This window comes from Staphylococcus sp. HMSC034G07 (genome assembly GCF_001835975.1).
Lineage (GTDB): Bacteria > Bacillota > Bacilli > Staphylococcales > Staphylococcaceae > Staphylococcus > Staphylococcus ureilyticus.
Genome location: NZ_KV826600.1, coordinates 102,004 through 119,259, shown reverse-complemented (window position 1 = coordinate 119,259; position 17,256 = coordinate 102,004). Strand labels below are relative to the sequence as shown.

The window sequence follows — 17,256 nt, the reverse complement described above, 5'->3', positions numbered from 1 at the left end:
TCATATGTATAAATTATTTGTTTTTGCACTGGCTGGTTTTCTCGCTCAATTAATTGACGGTTCATTAGGCATGGGATTTGGCGCATCATCTTCTTCAATATTATTGACATTTGGTGTAGCACCGGCAATAGTCTCAGCTACAATACATTTTTCAGAAATTGCTACTACAGCAGCGTCAGGAACGTCGCATTGGAAATTTGAAAACGTACATAAACCTACCATGATTAAATTAGCGATTCCTGGAGCGATAACAGCTTTTATTGGTGCTGCTATATTAAGTCATATACACAGTGACTTTATTAAACCATTTATCGCTGTATTTCTATTATCAATGGGACTCTATATTTTATACCAATTTTTATTTACTAAAGAAAAACCATTATCAAAAACGAATGAACAAACATCCCGCTTTGTATTAATACCACAAGGCGCCGTGGCAGGATTTTTAGATTCAATTGGTGGTGGAGGCTGGGGACCGGTTAATACGCCATTAATACTTGCTCAAAAGAAATTGGAACCTAGGTATGCGATTGGTACGGTATCGGCAAGTGAGTTTTTCGTGACAGTATCTGCGTCGCTAAGCTTTATTATTTTTCTTGGTTGGAGTCAAATTAATTGGTGGCTTGTCGTGTCATTAAGTGTCGGTGGTATGATTGCTGCACCGTTTGCAGCATGGTTAGTCAGACTGTTACCGATGAATATATTAGCTGTGTGTGTGAGTGGATTGATTATTTTCACAAATACAAATTCACTGATTAGTGTTGTTGAAATCAATCACGCTTTATCAATCGCAATAAAAATTGCATTGATTGTGATTTGGTTCGGATTAATTTTATATGCTTTATACCAAAATAATAAATTACCGTTTGCTACTTTTAAAGATGAAACCAATGTAAATAAATTAGATTAATTCATTAAGGAGTGTGACAACATGTCATTAATAAACGAAAAAGAACAATCTACCATCCAACCTCATGGTGGTGCACTTATCAATAGGGAGGTCTACGGCGCAGAGCGAGAACAATTGCTTAAAGAAGCTGAAACACTCGCATCTATCACTTTAAATCCGTGGAGTTTATCAGATTTGGAATTAATTGCAATAGGTGGCTTCAGTCCACTGACAGGCTTTATGAATAAAAACGATTATACCAACGTGGTAGAACACTTACATTTAGATAATGGTTTGGTTTGGAGCATTCCGATTACATTACCTGTGACAACAGCGCAATCTCAAAATTTGAATATTGGCTCTCGTGTGGCTTTGTATGGGGAAGATGGTGTTTTATATGGTGTGATTGACTTAGAAGAAAAGTACACGTATGACAAACAAAAAGAAGCGCAACTTGTATATGGAACGACGGATGTTGATCATCCTGGTGTCAAAAAGGTCTATGAAAAAGGGGACGTCTATCTCGCAGGCCCAATTTATTTATTAAATAGACCTAAACACGACGAATTTGTAGATTATCATTTGGATCCTAAAGAAACAAGACAACTCTTTACAGACTTAGGATGGCAAACTGTAGTAGGTTTTCAAACTAGAAACCCAGTACATCGCGCACATGAGTATATTCAAAAGGCTGCTCTAGAAGCAGTAGATGGCTTGTTGTTGAATCCTTTAGTAGGTGAAACAAAATCTGATGATATTCCAGCATCAGTACGTATGGAAAGCTATCAGGTTATATTGGAAAATTATTACCCGGAAAATAAAACGCGTTTAGTTATTTATCCTGCCGCAATGAGATATGCAGGGCCTAGAGAAGCGATATTACATGCTACAGTACGTAAAAACTATGGATGTACACACTTTATTGTAGGGCGTGACCATGCAGGCGTAGGTGATTATTATGGCACGTATGAAGCGCAAGAACTGATTGCTAAATACGAAGCAGAATTGGGTATACAAATATTAAAATTTGAACATGCCTTTTATTGTAAAACATGTGAAAACATGGCTACAGCAAAAACGTGTCCACATGATGCTTCAGCACATTTACATTTGAGTGGTACGAAAGTTCGTGAAAAATTGAAAAACGGAGAAACGTTACCGAAAGAATTTTCAAGACCTGAAGTGGCTCAAGTTCTTATAAATGGATTGAAAGAACAGAAATAAAAGGAGTGTAGACATAGTAATGGGAGAATCTAAAAATATAACATGGCACGCATCAGAGGTTACCAAAGATGAAAGGTTACAGCGTAATCAACATAAGAGTGCAGTCATTTGGTTTACAGGACTTTCAGGCTCAGGAAAATCAACGATATCCGTAGAACTCGAAAAAGCACTATTTAACCATCAAATCCATACATATCGTTTGGATGGAGATAATGTTAGACATGGATTGAATCGGAATCTAGGATTTTCACCTGAAGATCGTAAGGAAAACATACGGCGTATAGGGGAAGTTAGTAAATTGATGGTAGATGCAGGTTTGATAACAGTTACTGCTTTTATTTCTCCTTATAAATCAGATAGAGAAGCGGTGCGCCAATTATTAGATACAGATGATTTTATAGAAGTTTATACGCAATGTAGTCTATCAGAATGTGAAAATAGAGACCCTAAAGGTTTATATAAAAAAGTAAGAAATGGTGAAATTGCAGAATTTACTGGCGTAAATGCGCCATATGAAGCGCCTACACAACCAGAGATTGTATTATATACAGAAACCCTCTCTGTTGAAGCATCAGTATCTAAAATTATGGATTATTTACAACAACATCAGTATATCGATAGCATTTAACTTTAATAATAAAAAACTGAAGGGGCAATCGAATGGAGATATTAAATATCATTGCCATAATATTATTTATTATATTTATTTTAGTAATGTTGAGTGGATTGTTACTTGTGCGTTTAGGTCAAAATAGAAAACACTTTCTTATAGAATTAAAAATAATGATCTCAATTATGGTAGTATCCTTTATTGGCATAGGTATATCAATGATAATACTAGGTCATTATAACCAATTATAAATTATGAATGCATTGATAAACAGGGTTATGAAATCAAATCACGAGTTTGGTTTCACCCTGTTTTTAAATGTTAATGCGCGTATCAACTTTTAAAAAGGCTTACTAAAAGGTGTTTTGTAGGTAAGTAAACAGTATTGAATCATACTCATATATTTTATAGAAATGTGAAAATTAAAGTGTTATATTAAATAAATCAAATTTATCTGATTAGCATTTTAAAAGTAATGAACACAATATAAAGGTAGGGAAGTTTACTAAAATGAATCAAAGTATAAAGGAGATTCCTAAAATAGAATTACATTGTCATTTAGATGGTTCAGTCAGCAAACATTTAATTCGACAATTGGCTCAAGAACAAGGCGTACATCTAAACGAGAATCGTCTCACGGTGCAAGAGGATTGTGAAAGTTTAGCGTCGTATTTGAAGTGTTTTGATGAAGTATTAAAAGTATTGCAAACAGCAGATAGTCTTAAGCGTGCAATTGTAGATGTTGCGCAACAAGCTTTTGAGGATAATGTTAAATATATAGAAATTCGCTTTGCACCATTGTTGCATATGGAACAGGGGATGACCCTTTTAGATGTACTAAAAGCAGTAGAAGCGGGCGTTAATATTGTACAAGATACATTACATATGAAAGTGAATTTACTGATTTGCGCAATGAGGCAACATGCAGCGTCTGTGAATAAACAATTATTTGATGATGTGTCTGTATATAACAGTGAAAAAATATGTGGTATTGATTTTGCGGGTCCTGAAGTAGGATTTCCACCACATGAAATACAAGATACCATTCAATATGGGTTAGAAAAAGGTATGAATTTAACACTCCATGCAGGTGAGTGTGGATGTATACATAATGTTTTAGAGTCAATCAAAATAGGTGCTAAACGTATCGGTCATGGTGTTGCTGCTAATTTAGATGAAGCAATATTAAATGAAGTTAAAGCGAAGGATGTATTATTAGAAATATGTCCTAAAAGTAATTTGCAAACTAAAGCTATAGAGACGTTGTCACAAATCAATATTCCCTACTTATTAAAAAATGATATACCTTTTATTATCAATACAGACAATCGTATGGTGACACAAACTTCATTAAATGAAGAATATACGTTGCTATTAAAACATCAGTTAATCAATAAAAAGCAGATTAAATATATTAATAAGCGTGCCGTTCAATATGCCTTTTTAACTGAAGCAGAAAAAAAGCAAGTGCTTCAGTCAATGTCATAACGCGTATACACTACTGTTTATTTTAGTATTGATATGCAAAAGATTTGATAGTTTGAATAAAATGAGTCATAGCAAGACTTAAATGATAATTTCTATTCCAAATAAAGTCTGTCGAGATATTACTATATTTGTCTGGCAATTCATAGCTATATAATGAGCCGTTTTCCAAATCATTTTGTACCGATGATTTCGGAACTAAACTAATGCCGATACCTGATTTTACACTACCGATAATTGTTTCCATAGTGCCGAATTCTATAAGTGTTGGTTTTTTAGTACTTTCGGATTTTAACCAGGCTTCAAGATTTCTTCTATAATTACAGCCATTTTTAAATACCAAAAATACTGCGGATGTTATGTCTTCTAATTGGGTCATCTCTGTACCGGAGATTAATACAAGTTTTTCCTTAAATAATTCCACTTTATTTATATGATGATGATGTTTGAAACCAGTGACAAATCCACAATCTAAGTTTTGATTGACTATTTTTTTAGAAATATTGGCAGTAACATCGGTATGTAGTGAAAGAGAAACGTGTGGCGAATTTTTCCGAAACATAGATAATAACATCGGTAATTTAGTAATAGTTTCGACAATCCCAATATCAATTTTGCCACTAGATGTTTCTTGTTTATCAAAATCATGTTCTATTTCATTTAATGTGGCTAAAATTTTTTCAACATATATTTGGAATTTTTCACCATCTTTCGTCAAAGTTGTACCTTTATTATGACGTAAAAAAAGTTGTGTGTTGAGTTCTTGTTCTAGTTGTTTTATGCGAAATGTAACATGAGATTGAACATAATTTAGTGATTTAGCAGCCTTACTGATACTTTGATGTTGACTAACGCTTTGAAAAATTTTAAAGTCTTTGATTTCCATAATATCACCTGAGTTTTCGTTTGAGGCTATTATACATGAAACAATTTCTTTTATGCAGAAAAAAGTACTGCCGTCACTATGACGGCAGTCTAATTATGTTGCATATTTTTTAATTAATGCTTTGAAAAAGTCTATAGATCGTTCGAAAGCTGCTATTTCTACATATTCGTTGGGTTGATGTGCTAATGTTTCTATTCCTGGCCCATAAATTAATGTGGGAATGTCACTGTTAGGATTTAGCACGGATCCATCGGTATAATAAGCCATTCCAGTAATATCATTTTCTTCCGAAATATCTAAGGCTTTTTGAATAATTTCAGCATCGACATCCGTTAAAACAGTCGCCCGGTCAAGCAATATTTTTGTGTTTACTTTTGGAGAGTTACTATCAGCAAATATCTGAGTTAAGCGTTGACTAAATTGCTTGTACAGTTTGTCATGAATATTAGGTGTAACTGTTCGTATATCAACATTTAATGTACATTTGTCGGGTATCACGTTCGTTTGAATACCACCGTTAACCATATTTGCTGAGATGCTACTCTTACCTAAAGCTTCTGTTTCTTCTGACCATTCGTCTTTTAAATCATTTACCAATTGAATGACTTTGTTTATGCCCTCAACTGCATTAATACCTTGTTCTGGCATTGCGCCGTGTGCAGTTTTTCCAGTCAAAGTGACTTCTATCCATAATGCTCCTTTATGTCCAATTGCAACTTTCTCAGTCGTGGGTTCTGCTATGATGATAGCAGATACATTATCCATATTTGCCTTTTTGACATAATGTTCCGCACCGATTGAATCTACTTCCTCTCCTGCGGTGGCTAAAAATTCAATATCTTTTTTGAATTCATAGTTTTCCTCAATCAAAGATTCTAAAGCAAGATATAAAGCAGCTAAACCACTTTTCATATCTGTTGTTCCTCTTCCATATAATTTTCCATGAGCAATATCGCCTTTAAAAGGATCATAATCCCATTTTTGTGCGCCTATCTTTACAGTGTCGGTATGGCCAGATAATAAGAGTTTGCTAGCGTTTGGATGCTCAGATTTTAAAGTTACTGAAAAATTACTTCTTTTGTCACTTAAATGTGTAATGTCAAAAGGAATATTACGAGATGCACACCGTTGTTTAAAAATTTGTACAACGTTATTTTCGTTAGCAGGTGGGTTGGTGCTATCGACATTGATGAGCGATTGTAAGAATTCTAAATTTGATTGTGTCATGTTTAAACCCCCCTTGCTTTATTAAAAACTTTTTCTTTATTTTCAGGCTGTAAACTTGGACGTGTTATTTTAAATAGTGATATATCTTGTTTGGACTTACCTTTAGTGGCTAATTCATATAATATTTCTCCGACGGCACTTGAAAATTTATAGCCATGTCCTGAAAAACCAGCAGCAATGACAATATGTTCGTATTTGGGATGTTTGTCTATCACAAAATGCTCATCTAATGTATTGGTGAACATGCAAGTTTTACCTACATTGATATTTCCATTAGCTTGTTGCATATATGCGTTCAAAAAACCACTAATATCTTTTTCATCTTTTACATAAGACCCGAATGATTTATTGTAATAAGTTGGATCAATAGGGTCTCCGTTATCATAACGTCCTATTTTTAAACCAGTACCATCAATAGAAGGGAATCCATAATATACACCACTCGGAACGTCGGCAAAAAAGCCTGGAAATCCATCTGACTTGTATAAAATATCATTGGAATCAAACCATGCTATCGTTTGTCTAGAAGGTTGAAGTTGTAGTTTTAAATCTAAATCATCTAGAATTTTTTTATTCCAAGCGCCACCAGTAATAATTAATTTATTTGCTGTAACTGTTTCAGAGGGGGTCTGAACTTCTACTGAGTCATTAAGAATATCAATATGCATCACTGGCGAATTGATTTTTAATTCGGCACCATGATTTAGAGCGAGTCGCTTAAAAGCGCGAATACAATTTTGAGAAAATAGCACACCTGCTTCAGGTTCATAGCAACCAATTTGGCCATCAGGTATTGTAATACCTGGCCAAGTTTCGTTAATTTGTTTAGCAGATAAAGTTTCAGTATTTAGATTATATTGCCGAGCACCATTGATTGCAGTTTGTACAAATAATGAATCACTAGGACCAAAAGTAATAACACCTGTATTTAAAAATATACGTTCATTTGTTTGTTTTTGAAGTTCATTCCAAAGTTCTTGTGCTCTCAAAGCAATGGGGACATACGATAAACCTTCTCCACAAGCATGTCTTATTAATCTTGTATCACCACTATGACTTCCATTTTCATGTGGTGGATCAAAAGCATCTATCATTAGTGTATTCCACCCACTTTTTGCTAAATAGTATCCAGCTGACATACCCATAGAGCCAGCTCCGACAACGATGACATCGTAATGTTTTCCCATTTCCATCTCTCCTTAATTGAAACAAATTTAATCATTTGGCAAGTATTTCTTTCAAGTCTAATAGCAATAGTTCTAGGTGTAAAATTACAAAAAGAGATGGTTGATATCTCTAAAAGTGATATCCATATACATAAGTATTTTGCCTAACTGTACTTTTATTATTAAATTAAGACAGTTAGGAACTTAATTAAACGAATTGAGAAAAATTTAACATTTTAATTATTAATTAGCATACAATGTAATTACACAAACAAGTAAAGGGGTGTATTGACATGATGATTGCAGATATTATCGGTGGTATCATTAAATTAATCAAAACTTTAGTTGACACTTTCGCGTAATTTTTAAATAACAAATTAAATCAATTTAAAGGAGTGCTTACATTATGTCAGGTATCGTAGAAGCAATTTCAAATGCAGTAAAATCAGGTTTAGATCACGACTGGGTAAATATGGGAACTAGCATCGCAGATGTAGTAGCTAAAGGTGCAGACTTCATCGCTGGATTCTTTGGTTAATAGACATATTTTCAATTAAATATATACTTAAGAAAAACTACTGTTTTACACATAAAGTGTTAGAAAGCAGTAGTTTTTTTGTTGTTCAATTCATTGGGAAGGAAATTCGTGTTTGTATTGCATAACTATACAAAATTATACATTTAAATTTGTATGATTATACATTTTTAGGAGATTACGTTAACTGTCCATAAGCTAAAAAGAGACTGGCATCTTTGTTCATAAATATATTTTTGCCTTGATAAAAAGTATGGCTGTCTATATTCGAAAGTCCTATTGTGTGTAGTGATTTTTGGATATCTTTTTGTTCGAACCCATTATAGATATTCGGATGATTAACATTTTCGTTTTTATCGAAGTCTACTATGATAAGTAAGCCATTACTATTTAATTGCGTGACTAACTGTTGTAGTAATGCCATGTAATTCCCACTATGAAGTAATACAAGAGAAAGCAATATCACATCATAAGTTTGATGAAGCAGTATATTGTTCGAAGCGAGCAAGTCACCTTCAATGGCTGCAATGTTAGTTTTATTTAATGTTTTAATTTTGGTATTACATATTCCAACCATTTTCGGTGAAGCATCTAAAACAGTGATGTGATTGAAATTATGTTCGATATCGAATGTGACAAGGCCAGTGCCGCCACCATAATCTAATAATGAATCATACGTACCTTTGTTAAATAATAAATTTAATTCGGAAGAGATCGTTTTAGCGAGCTTTATTCTTTCGTTATTGTCATAATTTCGGGCTATTTGATTAAATTGAGATTGATTCAAATTTGTCATCCTTTAATGTAGATTTCCATATTATAGATTTTAAAGTTATTAAAGACTTTTAAAATCTATAATAGAGTTTAGCATAATGGACATAATCTTTTCAAATCAATACGTTTACAGTTATCTCGTGTAATTTAAAATTATAGATAATTAATTGATACTTTTTAAAAAGTAAATTTGTTCATTTTATGTATAGATAAAATATTTAAATAGAAATACATAATATACGAATAACATATTAAATTAGGTAAGCCTAAAGTCTGATTGAGCATGCTTGTTATATCTGGTTTACTAGGTGGTGGACGTTTATAATGAGGTGCAGAAATGAAGAATATTTTAAGAATGATTAAGCAACGGTTAAAAGGTCTAGATTATGGGATGCTAATTAGTTTTATTATACTAGGCATTTTAGGTGTCGTCATGATATATAGTGCGAGCATGGTATCGGCATCTAAAGGCGCTTTAACTGGTGGCGTTTCAATTGAAAGTAATTATTTTATGAAAAGACAATTTATCTTTTTGATTATGGGTATTGTAGTCGTTATATTTATTGCATTGTGCATAAATATAAATTTCTTTAAAAGTGCTCATATACAAAAATTGATGGTTATTGGCACCTTATGCTTGCTATTAATTACAATTTTGATAGGGAAAGAGATTAATGGTTCAAGAAACTGGATTAATTTAGGAATATTTAGTTTACAATCCTCGGAATTTTTGAAATTAGCTTCGATTTTTTATCTTTCTTACATTATTAATCAACGTGTGAGGAGTCACAAAGATTACCAATTAAAGCATATGTTACCGCCACTTGCCATATTAGGTATTGGTTTATTGCTTGTGCTGATGCAAGGAGATCTAGGTGGAACGTTACTAACAGTTGCTATTATTGGTTGTATTTTAATATACTCAGATATAAAAAATAAAATTAAATTTCAAATTATGGGAATTACACTCGTGCCATTAGTTATTTATGGAATTTATACACTGATTTTTGATTCTAAAAATTTATATAGACTAAAAAGGATAAAAGTGATGTTAGATCCGTTTAAATATGAAGATAATGATGGTTATCAATTAACGAGTGCCTTAACCTCGATTGGCAATGGTGGACTGACGGGTAAAGGTTTAGGCAATGGGATAGCCAAGTTAGGGTATTTACCAGAACCGCACACTGATTTCATATTTACTGTTATTTCAGAAGAGTTAGGACTACTTGGCGTACTATTCACACTTACAATTTATGGTTATCTCTTAGTAAAAGGGCTTATTTATGCGAATAAAACAAATAATCAGTTTTATAAATTGATATGTGTTGGCGTGGTTAGTTACATATTTATGCAAGTTTTTATTAATTTAGCTGGTGTGTCTGGTATTATTCCATTAACTGGTGTGACTTTGCCGTTATTGAGTTATGGTGGTTCTTCCATGTTGAGTATCAGCATAGCGTTTGGTGCACTCTTAGCAGTGGCTAGAAGAATTAACAACGAAAGAAAGGATACTGTAAAATGAAGCATATTTTAAAAATTACATCGCCAGTTATTTTGCTTATTGCTATATTGATTAGTATTGCAATAGGTATAGCAAAACCCGTAGACCAAACTGTATATAATATGTTACATACATATTTAAACGCAGATATTATAAAACGATATCTCTATTTTGTTTCAGTTATTTTTGACCCTAAAATTTGTTTGATTTTAACAATATGTGTTTTAGCTGGTTTGTTTTTCTATCATAAATTTAAATTTTTGTGGTATGGCTTTTGGTGCTTTTCAGTATTTTTAATAGGTACGTTTATGAAATATGTCATTCAACGACCGAGACCAACCACATATTTTGAAGGTTATAGTTTTCCCAGTATGCATGTTTTAAGTGTGTGCATATTGGTAAGTCTAATATTATTAATAAAAAGGAATAAAATATTATATTGTATAGCAATTATTTTAGTAGCTTCAATCATAATTTCCCGTATTTACGTGGGCGCCCATTATTTTACTGATACTATGGGGAGTTTATTAGTCATTTCAGTTATGATTCAATCACTTAATTACAATAGTCATGTAAGCGGAAAACTAGATAAAATCGAATAATTTGTTAAGCTAAATGCTAATCTATAAATTAATTTTTGATTAATACATATGATGATGGAGGAGGGGGCATTTAATTGAATTATGAAAAATATTTAAATAGGTCAATCGAGCTTGCCGAGGAAGCGTTAAACTATGGTAATGAACCTTTTGGCTCACTATTAGTGGATGTTGAAGGTAATGTTTTATTTGAAGATTATAATAGAATCAGTAGCGGAGATGCGACTGAACACCCTGAAATTGCGATTGCAAAATGGGCAGCAACTCATCTTACGCCTGAAGAAAGAAAGCATACAATTGTTTTTACATCAGGAGAGCATTGCCCGATGTGTGCGACTGCACATGCACTCGTTGGTTTAGATAAAATTGTATATGTGAGTTCCTCAAAACAATTGAGTCAATGGTTGGAAGCTATCAATGTTGCGCCGGCACCTTTTAAAAATTTACCTATTGAAAGCGTAATTAGAGATGCGAATGTTGAAGGACCTTTCGAAGCCTTGTCGCCTAAAATTGAATCACTACATCTTCGGTATCATCAACAATAAATGAAAATATGAATCCTCTCTGGCAGTTAATAGCTGAAGGGGGTTCATATTTTTGCATAAATAAATGTTTTTCTTTTCCATTATAATTATCACTAAGGCATTTTAAATTATAGATGGATGTAAAGTGTTGGTTTGCGTTGTATTGTATGTAATTTTTATCATTGCTTTTTCGTTAAATGTCTATAAAATAAAATAGCTTTAATGACTGTGATAAAAGCTTTTGGCATGTTTAAGAATATGCAAAATGGGAAAATTATGCATAATATCGTAATAACACAACTAAGGGGTTAGTGATAAGGGGGACATTCTGATGAGCACGTTAATTTTTCTATTAATTATAGCTGTAATCATTATAATTTATTTACTAGTGAAACAACGTTTTGCTAAAGATTTTAAAGATCAAAAGCATAAACGTTACAGAGAGAAACGAGTGATTGATTTTATTCATAGTGCGTATAAAATTGAAAATATTGAAGCAATTCACCGGAAAAATGATCATTTAGAGCTCATTTATCATCGTAAAACGTTAGATGTAAAAAATGAACAAGTTATTTTTGTCGACGAAGCAAATCAGGAAGATGTCGAGACGAATTTCACCCTAAAAGAAGAGGATGAAAGAGAAGACTTATTTGATAAAATTTTAGAGAACACCTATTTTTATATGACAAAAGAACGTTTCGATCAGTTAATGATTCAGTCTAAAGCGTAATAATTAATATGAACTTGTGAATGATGATGAAGGACATTTTAAGAGGAGGTCTTTCTTATGAAACCAGTAGTTAAAGCTTATAAGAATGATAGTGAATTAGAAGTAGATGTTGCAGCATTACAGGATAAAGGTATCGGTAATCAGGACATTTATGTATTATCATTGGATAAATCTCGAACTGATAAAATTGTAGAAGATACGAGTATTTTAGGAATAGATATAAAAAAAGAAAATGATTCTGAAAGAGATGCATTGAAAAGAAAATTGATTGGGCTAGGCGTAGATGAAGGTGAAATCGCATCTTTTAAAAGTGATATGGATGACGGCAAAGTGTATTTAATTGTTACTGATTCAAGAGTTAGAGGACTATTGTAAAATTTTGAAGGAGAAAGACATTGCTTTAAGGTTGTAAGCAAACAAAAATGCAATGTAGCTCATGTTTTGAAAAACTTAAATGCTGAGATTTATCATAAACAAAAACGTCAATTTCTACCTTAATAGAAATTGACGTTTTTTATCAATAATATCGATAGTCTAAACATTGTATTGTTATTTACGCATGTTTATAAGGTACGACGTTTTGGTTTGCTATCGTCCGTAAGTTTAAATGATAGTAGTAATCCAATAGCTGATATAACTGTAGCAACGATAAATGTTACGTTAACACCGTGAATAATACCGGTAATACCATCTTGAGGTATTGCTGAAACTGACATTAAAGTAATAAAGACTGCAGTACCAATAGCACCAGCCATTTGTCTGAAAGTGTTATTCATGGCAGTACCATGTGCGATTAGCTCATTTGGCAGTTGGTTTATTGCTAATGTCGTCATCGGCATCATAACCATAGCAATTGAAACCATTCTCAATGCATTTGAAGTAGCGAGATACGTAAATGTTGTATGCTCTGTTAACATTGTAAATGGTAATGTTGAAACAACTAGTACGAATAAACCGATTCGAGCGAGCCATTTACCTCCAAATTTATCGAATAAGTAACCAGTTATTGGGTTCATCATACCCATAATAATTGCACCTGGTAGTAATACTAAACCAGATTTTAAGGCTGAGTATTGTAGCATATTTTGCATATAAAGTGGCAAGATGATATTTGTTGCAATCAGCACACCAAATACAAACATACTTAGTATCGTACCTAACGTATAAATTCCGTAATTAAATACTCTAAACTCAAGCATAGGTTCTTTTAAATTTAATTGACGGCGAATAAATATAACGAGTGAAACGATACCAACGATGAGTGGTGCAATAAATTGAACACTAGTCCAACCTGCTTCACCAACAGAACTAAAACTATATAGTAAGCCACCAAATCCGAGTGTAGATAAGATAACTGAAGCAATATCTAGTTTTGGATGTGTTGTTTCTGTAACGTTCTTCAATAGGAATATAGAAGCAATAATAATAATAATCGCGATAGGGAATACAACATAGAAGACACTTCTCCATGTGAGGTGTTCGACTAAGATACCTGATAAAGTAGGTCCAATAGCTGGAGCAAATGCGATAACAAGTCCAAATAGACCCATTGCTGTACCGCGTTTTTCTTTAGGGAAAGTTAAAAATAGTATTGTTTGCATTAGTGGCATCATGATACCTGCGCCTGCTGCTTGTAGGACACGTCCGATTAATAGCATTGAAAAGTCAATACCAACTGCACATAACAACGTACCGACTGCAAAAATACTCATTGCAGTTAAGAATAACTGCCTCGATGTAAAGCGTTCAATTAAAAATGCAGTTACAGGAATCATAATTCCGTTTACTAACATAAATATAGATTGTAACCATTGTACTGTACTTTCTGAGACCTGGAGATCTTTCATTATTGGTGGTAATGCCGTTCCAAGTAAAGTTTGGTTTAAAATTGTTATAAAAGCCCCTGATAATAGTACGATAAACAGAGGTATTCTTTTTTCAACATGGAAGTTTCCAGTTTCTGTCAATATACTCACTTCTTTCTTAACAAATTACACATCTAATTATTATAGCACTCGAATCGTCGTAAATCTAAAAGTTGAACTTATTTTTTCAAATTTATCTGTGATAAGTTTGAAATATTGTCATGAAAGTGATTTCTTAAGTTGAGTATATATTAATTCCACTCTGTTATACATCAAAAGTTGTATAAAAATATAAATGAGGGTGAGACATGATTGACGTCTCATACCCTCGATTTTATTAAAAGTAACTGTATTTAGTTAAAAATGATTATCTATTATTTAAATGGTTTGGTTTCATTTTTAAAGGAGAAAAAACATAATCGACATTATTCCAATTTAAAAAATCTGCGAATTTAAGATAAGATGCTTTGAAAAATTGAGTGATTGTATCAATGTCATGATGTTGTTGGTATTCAATCAGATATTCCATTAATTGTTTATCGAAATAACTATCTTTAGGAAATCGATCGTCAGTATCAAATGGCTGATCTGCAAAAGGATATGGCAAGACAAAGAAGGTTGGTCCTTCAAACTGATCATCACCAAACCAAAAGCCAAATTCAATCATTTCTTCATCAAAAGCTGCACGTTCAATAACCTTGCTATCATCTTCAAATGGTGCTGGTTGGTCTTTGACGATCATACAAGAAATATCAAAAGTCCCCCAAAATAAACCTGGTTTAGATTTTCTAACTCTTAGCCCATTAACGAAGTTTGCTTCAGCATGATAGGCGAATTTCATTAATGCTAATGCTTTTTTGGCAATTTTATCATCATAATGATGATGTTCTATGTCATTTTCAAATGGTATCGGGTTTGCTACTTCCTGTGGTAAAGTATTGATTTTTAAATGAATATCTGACTGGTTTAACAGTTTTTCAATTTCGCTATAATAATATTGTATAGTTCTTCCATTTTTTAAGGTAATGTCATGCACGTTTTGATCAACGACGACTTCAATGTGGTGTTGTATCAGGTTAACGCTTAACGAAAATGTATGTGTTTCATAACTTAACATACCAGTTGAAAAGCCTTGGACATCTATATTTAGCGTCACGTGTGACCACTGGGGCTCTTGATAACTTGCTTCTAATTTATATTTACCTAATATTTGTGATAATAAATGTAGTGTGTCTTTTTCATTTTCCCAATCTTTAAAATTCATAATACGAATACCACCTCATATATTATTTGCTATAAATTTTATACCACAGAAACTAAAGTTGAAACACAATATAAAAATGCTTGTATCAAGTATATTAAAGTATCATTTGTTATAATGATACAATGATAAAGATATATGAACTAATCAAGTATGTGCTAAGTTGTAGTTCATTACAAAATGAATGTGAACGCAATGCTATTTTCTGAATAATCAAAATACAACTTGATATTGTCATGTATATTGTAAAATTAATCACCAAAATAAGGAGAATAACCAATGAATAAAGCAGATTTAATTGCTCCAGAAACATATAATATAGTTAGCGAAATTGAAAAATATGCAAATGATCCGTCAAAAAAAGCGATTATTTTTAATGATCAAACTGGTAAAGAACGAGATATAACGTATAACCAACTGATAAAAAATGCAAACAAAATTGGCCATGTATTTTTAAAATATGGTCTGAAAAAAGGTGATAAGTTATTAATCATGATGCCTCGTGCGATTGAGACATATGAAGTATATTTAGCCGCGTGGAAATTAGGTATTATCATTGTACCTAGTTCTGAAATGTTGCGTACTAAAGATTTACAATATCGTATAACGCATGGTGAAATTAAGGCAGTTGTAGCCACAGGCGATAGTATCGAAGAGTTCAAAGGTGTTCAAGAATATGACTCCTTACTTAAATTTATCGTTGGCAGTAAGGTTGATCATTGGATTAACGTTGAAGAAGCGCAAACTGATGCTTCAGATACACTTGATATAGAAGCAACTTCAAGAGAAGATATTGCATTATTATCATATACATCAGGCACAACAGGTAATCCGAAAGCAGTGGTACATTCTCATGGTTGGGGCTATGCACATTTACAGATGGCTCCGAAGCATTGGTTAAGCATAACTGAAGATGATATCGTATGGGCGACAGCAGCACCGGGCTGGCAAAAATGGGTATGGAGTCCATTTTTATCAATCATGGGTTCAGGCGCAACGGCATTTGTTTATAATGGTAAATTTAATGCTGAGAAATACCTCGAATTACTAGAAACGTATCAAATCAATGTGCTTTGCTGTACGCCAACTGAATATCGTTTAATGGCAAAATCCCCTGATTTAACAAATTATAATTTGTCACATTTACATAGTGCTGTATCTGCTGGGGAACCATTAAATAGAGAAGTTGTTGATAAATTTCAACAAAACTTTAACTTAACTGTTAGAGACGGCTATGGCCAGACAGAAAGTACATTGTTAATCGGTTTCTTAAAGGATACAGAAGGACGTCCTGGATCAATGGGTAAAGCTATCCCAGGCAGTTATGTTACGGTTATCGATGAGGATGGTAATCCTGCACAACCCAATGAAATAGGCAATATTGCAGTGCCGTTAGACTTACCTGCTTTATTTAAAGGCTATTATAAAGATGAAGCACGTACTGCAAATCCACAAATTGGCGAGTACTTTATTACTGGTGATTTAGCAAAAATGGACGCGGACGGTTATTTCTGGTTTGAAGGTAGAAGAGATGATATTATCATTAGTTCTGGCTATACTATCGGACCATTTGAAGTAGAAGATTCATTGACGAAACATCCATACGTAAAAGAATGTGCAGTCGTAGCGAGTCCACATGAAATCAGAGGGAATATCGTCAAAGCTTTTGTCATCTTACAAGATAACGTTACAGGTGATGAAGCAGTTGTTAAGGAATTACAAAATTTCGTTAAACAAGACGTAGCACCTTATAAATATCCGAGAGCAATTGAATTTGTAGATGATTTACCTAAGACTAACTCAGGTAAAATTAGACGAATTGAATTAAGAGAAGCGGAAAAAGAAAAATATTTATAAATCAATGATGATTCATTTGAAAGCAAGCGCCTATCATACTGACAATAATAATGATGGGCGCTTGTTTTGTGTGTGAGTAGTGTTATATCAAAATAAAAACATGGAACCGAGTGTTCCATG

At 32.9% G+C, this 17,256-nt stretch carries 18 protein-coding genes; 12 read left to right on the top strand and 6 right to left on the bottom strand.

The window, feature by feature from the left end; translation table 11 throughout:
• Positions 1-4 precede the first annotated feature (4 nt).
• The 5 genes from HMPREF2586_RS05050 to add all read left to right on the top strand — a co-directional run bounded on the left by HMPREF2586_RS05050 (position 5) and on the right by add (position 4,211).
• Positions 5-910, top strand: a complete 906-nt coding sequence (locus HMPREF2586_RS05050) for a sulfite exporter TauE/SafE family protein (RefSeq protein WP_046207121.1) — start codon at positions 5-7, stop codon at positions 908-910.
• Positions 911-931: 21 nt separating this feature from the next.
• The gene (gene sat / locus HMPREF2586_RS05045; protein WP_070038451.1) at positions 932-2,113 is read left to right on the top strand and encodes a sulfate adenylyltransferase; all 1,182 of its coding nucleotides are present in this window, start codon (positions 932-934) and stop codon (positions 2,111-2,113) included.
• A 19-nt stretch (positions 2,114-2,132) separates the two neighbouring features.
• A complete protein-coding gene (cysC, locus tag HMPREF2586_RS05040) occupies positions 2,133-2,741 on the top strand; it encodes an adenylyl-sulfate kinase (RefSeq protein WP_070812655.1) in 609 nt (202 codons plus the stop codon).
• Between the two features lie 32 nt (positions 2,742-2,773).
• Entirely contained in the window at positions 2,774-2,974 is a 201-nt protein-coding gene (locus HMPREF2586_RS05035) for a hypothetical protein (RefSeq protein ID WP_046207118.1), read from the top strand.
• A 259-nt stretch (positions 2,975-3,233) separates the two neighbouring features.
• Complete coding sequence (gene add, locus HMPREF2586_RS05030) at positions 3,234-4,211, top strand: adenosine deaminase (protein WP_070657265.1); 978 nt, start codon at positions 3,234-3,236, stop codon at positions 4,209-4,211.
• A gap of 22 nt (positions 4,212-4,233) precedes the next feature.
• Here add and HMPREF2586_RS05025 read toward each other — a convergent pair whose 3' ends face one another.
• The 3 genes from HMPREF2586_RS05025 to solA all read right to left on the bottom strand — a co-directional run bounded on the left by HMPREF2586_RS05025 (position 4,234) and on the right by solA (position 7,508).
• Positions 4,234-5,094, bottom strand: a complete 861-nt coding sequence (locus HMPREF2586_RS05025) for a LysR family transcriptional regulator (protein WP_070657268.1) — start codon at positions 5,092-5,094, stop codon at positions 4,234-4,236.
• A 93-nt stretch (positions 5,095-5,187) separates the two neighbouring features.
• Positions 5,188-6,321 carry a M20 family metallopeptidase gene (locus tag HMPREF2586_RS05020; protein ID WP_070657271.1) on the bottom strand — a complete coding sequence of 378 codons (1,134 nt, stop codon included), beginning with the start codon at positions 6,319-6,321 and terminating at the stop codon, positions 5,188-5,190.
• A gap of 2 nt (positions 6,322-6,323) precedes the next feature.
• A complete protein-coding gene (gene solA / locus HMPREF2586_RS05015; RefSeq protein WP_070657274.1) occupies positions 6,324-7,508 on the bottom strand; it encodes an N-methyl-L-tryptophan oxidase in 1,185 nt (394 codons plus the stop codon).
• A gap of 385 nt (positions 7,509-7,893) precedes the next feature.
• Between solA and HMPREF2586_RS05010 the strand changes: the two genes are divergently transcribed.
• The gene (locus HMPREF2586_RS05010) at positions 7,894-8,025 is read left to right on the top strand and encodes a beta-class phenol-soluble modulin (protein ID WP_046207113.1); all 132 of its coding nucleotides are present in this window, start codon (positions 7,894-7,896) and stop codon (positions 8,023-8,025) included.
• Positions 8,026-8,200: 175 nt separating this feature from the next.
• On the opposite strand, the gene HMPREF2586_RS05005 is transcribed toward HMPREF2586_RS05010, so the two are convergent.
• On the bottom strand, positions 8,201-8,809 hold the full coding sequence (locus tag HMPREF2586_RS05005) for a class I SAM-dependent methyltransferase (protein ID WP_070657277.1): 609 nt from the start codon (positions 8,807-8,809) through the stop codon (positions 8,201-8,203).
• Between the two features lie 324 nt (positions 8,810-9,133).
• On the opposite strand from HMPREF2586_RS05005, the gene HMPREF2586_RS05000 reads away from it, so the two are divergent.
• The 5 genes from HMPREF2586_RS05000 (at position 9,134) to HMPREF2586_RS04980 (ending at position 12,528) form a co-directional block, all read left to right on the top strand.
• Positions 9,134-10,321 (top strand): FtsW/RodA/SpoVE family cell cycle protein, encoded by a 1,188-nt coding sequence (locus tag HMPREF2586_RS05000; RefSeq protein ID WP_064209670.1) that lies wholly within the window; start codon positions 9,134-9,136, stop codon positions 10,319-10,321.
• A complete protein-coding gene (locus tag HMPREF2586_RS04995; protein WP_070657281.1) occupies positions 10,318-10,902 on the top strand; it encodes a phosphatase PAP2 family protein in 585 nt (194 codons plus the stop codon). Before HMPREF2586_RS05000 ends, HMPREF2586_RS04995 begins: the two co-directional genes overlap by 4 nt.
• A gap of 74 nt (positions 10,903-10,976) precedes the next feature.
• Positions 10,977-11,444 (top strand): nucleoside deaminase, encoded by a 468-nt coding sequence (locus HMPREF2586_RS04990; protein WP_070657284.1) that lies wholly within the window; start codon positions 10,977-10,979, stop codon positions 11,442-11,444.
• A 310-nt stretch (positions 11,445-11,754) separates the two neighbouring features.
• Positions 11,755-12,153: a hypothetical protein gene (locus HMPREF2586_RS04985; RefSeq protein ID WP_046207108.1), complete on the top strand. Its 399-nt coding sequence runs from the start codon at positions 11,755-11,757 to the stop codon at positions 12,151-12,153.
• Between the two features lie 57 nt (positions 12,154-12,210).
• Complete coding sequence (locus HMPREF2586_RS04980; protein ID WP_064209668.1) at positions 12,211-12,528, top strand: YflT domain-containing protein; 318 nt, start codon at positions 12,211-12,213, stop codon at positions 12,526-12,528.
• Between the two features lie 188 nt (positions 12,529-12,716).
• Here the strand turns inward: HMPREF2586_RS04980 and HMPREF2586_RS04975 are convergent, their stop codons facing one another.
• Positions 12,717-14,120 (bottom strand): MDR family MFS transporter, encoded by a 1,404-nt coding sequence (locus tag HMPREF2586_RS04975; protein ID WP_046207106.1) that lies wholly within the window; start codon positions 14,118-14,120, stop codon positions 12,717-12,719.
• 265 nt (positions 14,121-14,385) lie between these two features.
• The gene (locus HMPREF2586_RS04970; RefSeq protein WP_083310374.1) at positions 14,386-15,282 is read right to left on the bottom strand and encodes a DUF5996 family protein; all 897 of its coding nucleotides are present in this window, start codon (positions 15,280-15,282) and stop codon (positions 14,386-14,388) included.
• 276 nt (positions 15,283-15,558) lie between these two features.
• Between HMPREF2586_RS04970 and mbcS the strand changes: the two genes are divergently transcribed.
• A complete protein-coding gene (gene mbcS, locus HMPREF2586_RS04965) occupies positions 15,559-17,136 on the top strand; it encodes an acyl-CoA synthetase MbcS (RefSeq protein ID WP_070038427.1) in 1,578 nt (525 codons plus the stop codon).
• Positions 17,137-17,256 lie beyond the last annotated feature (120 nt).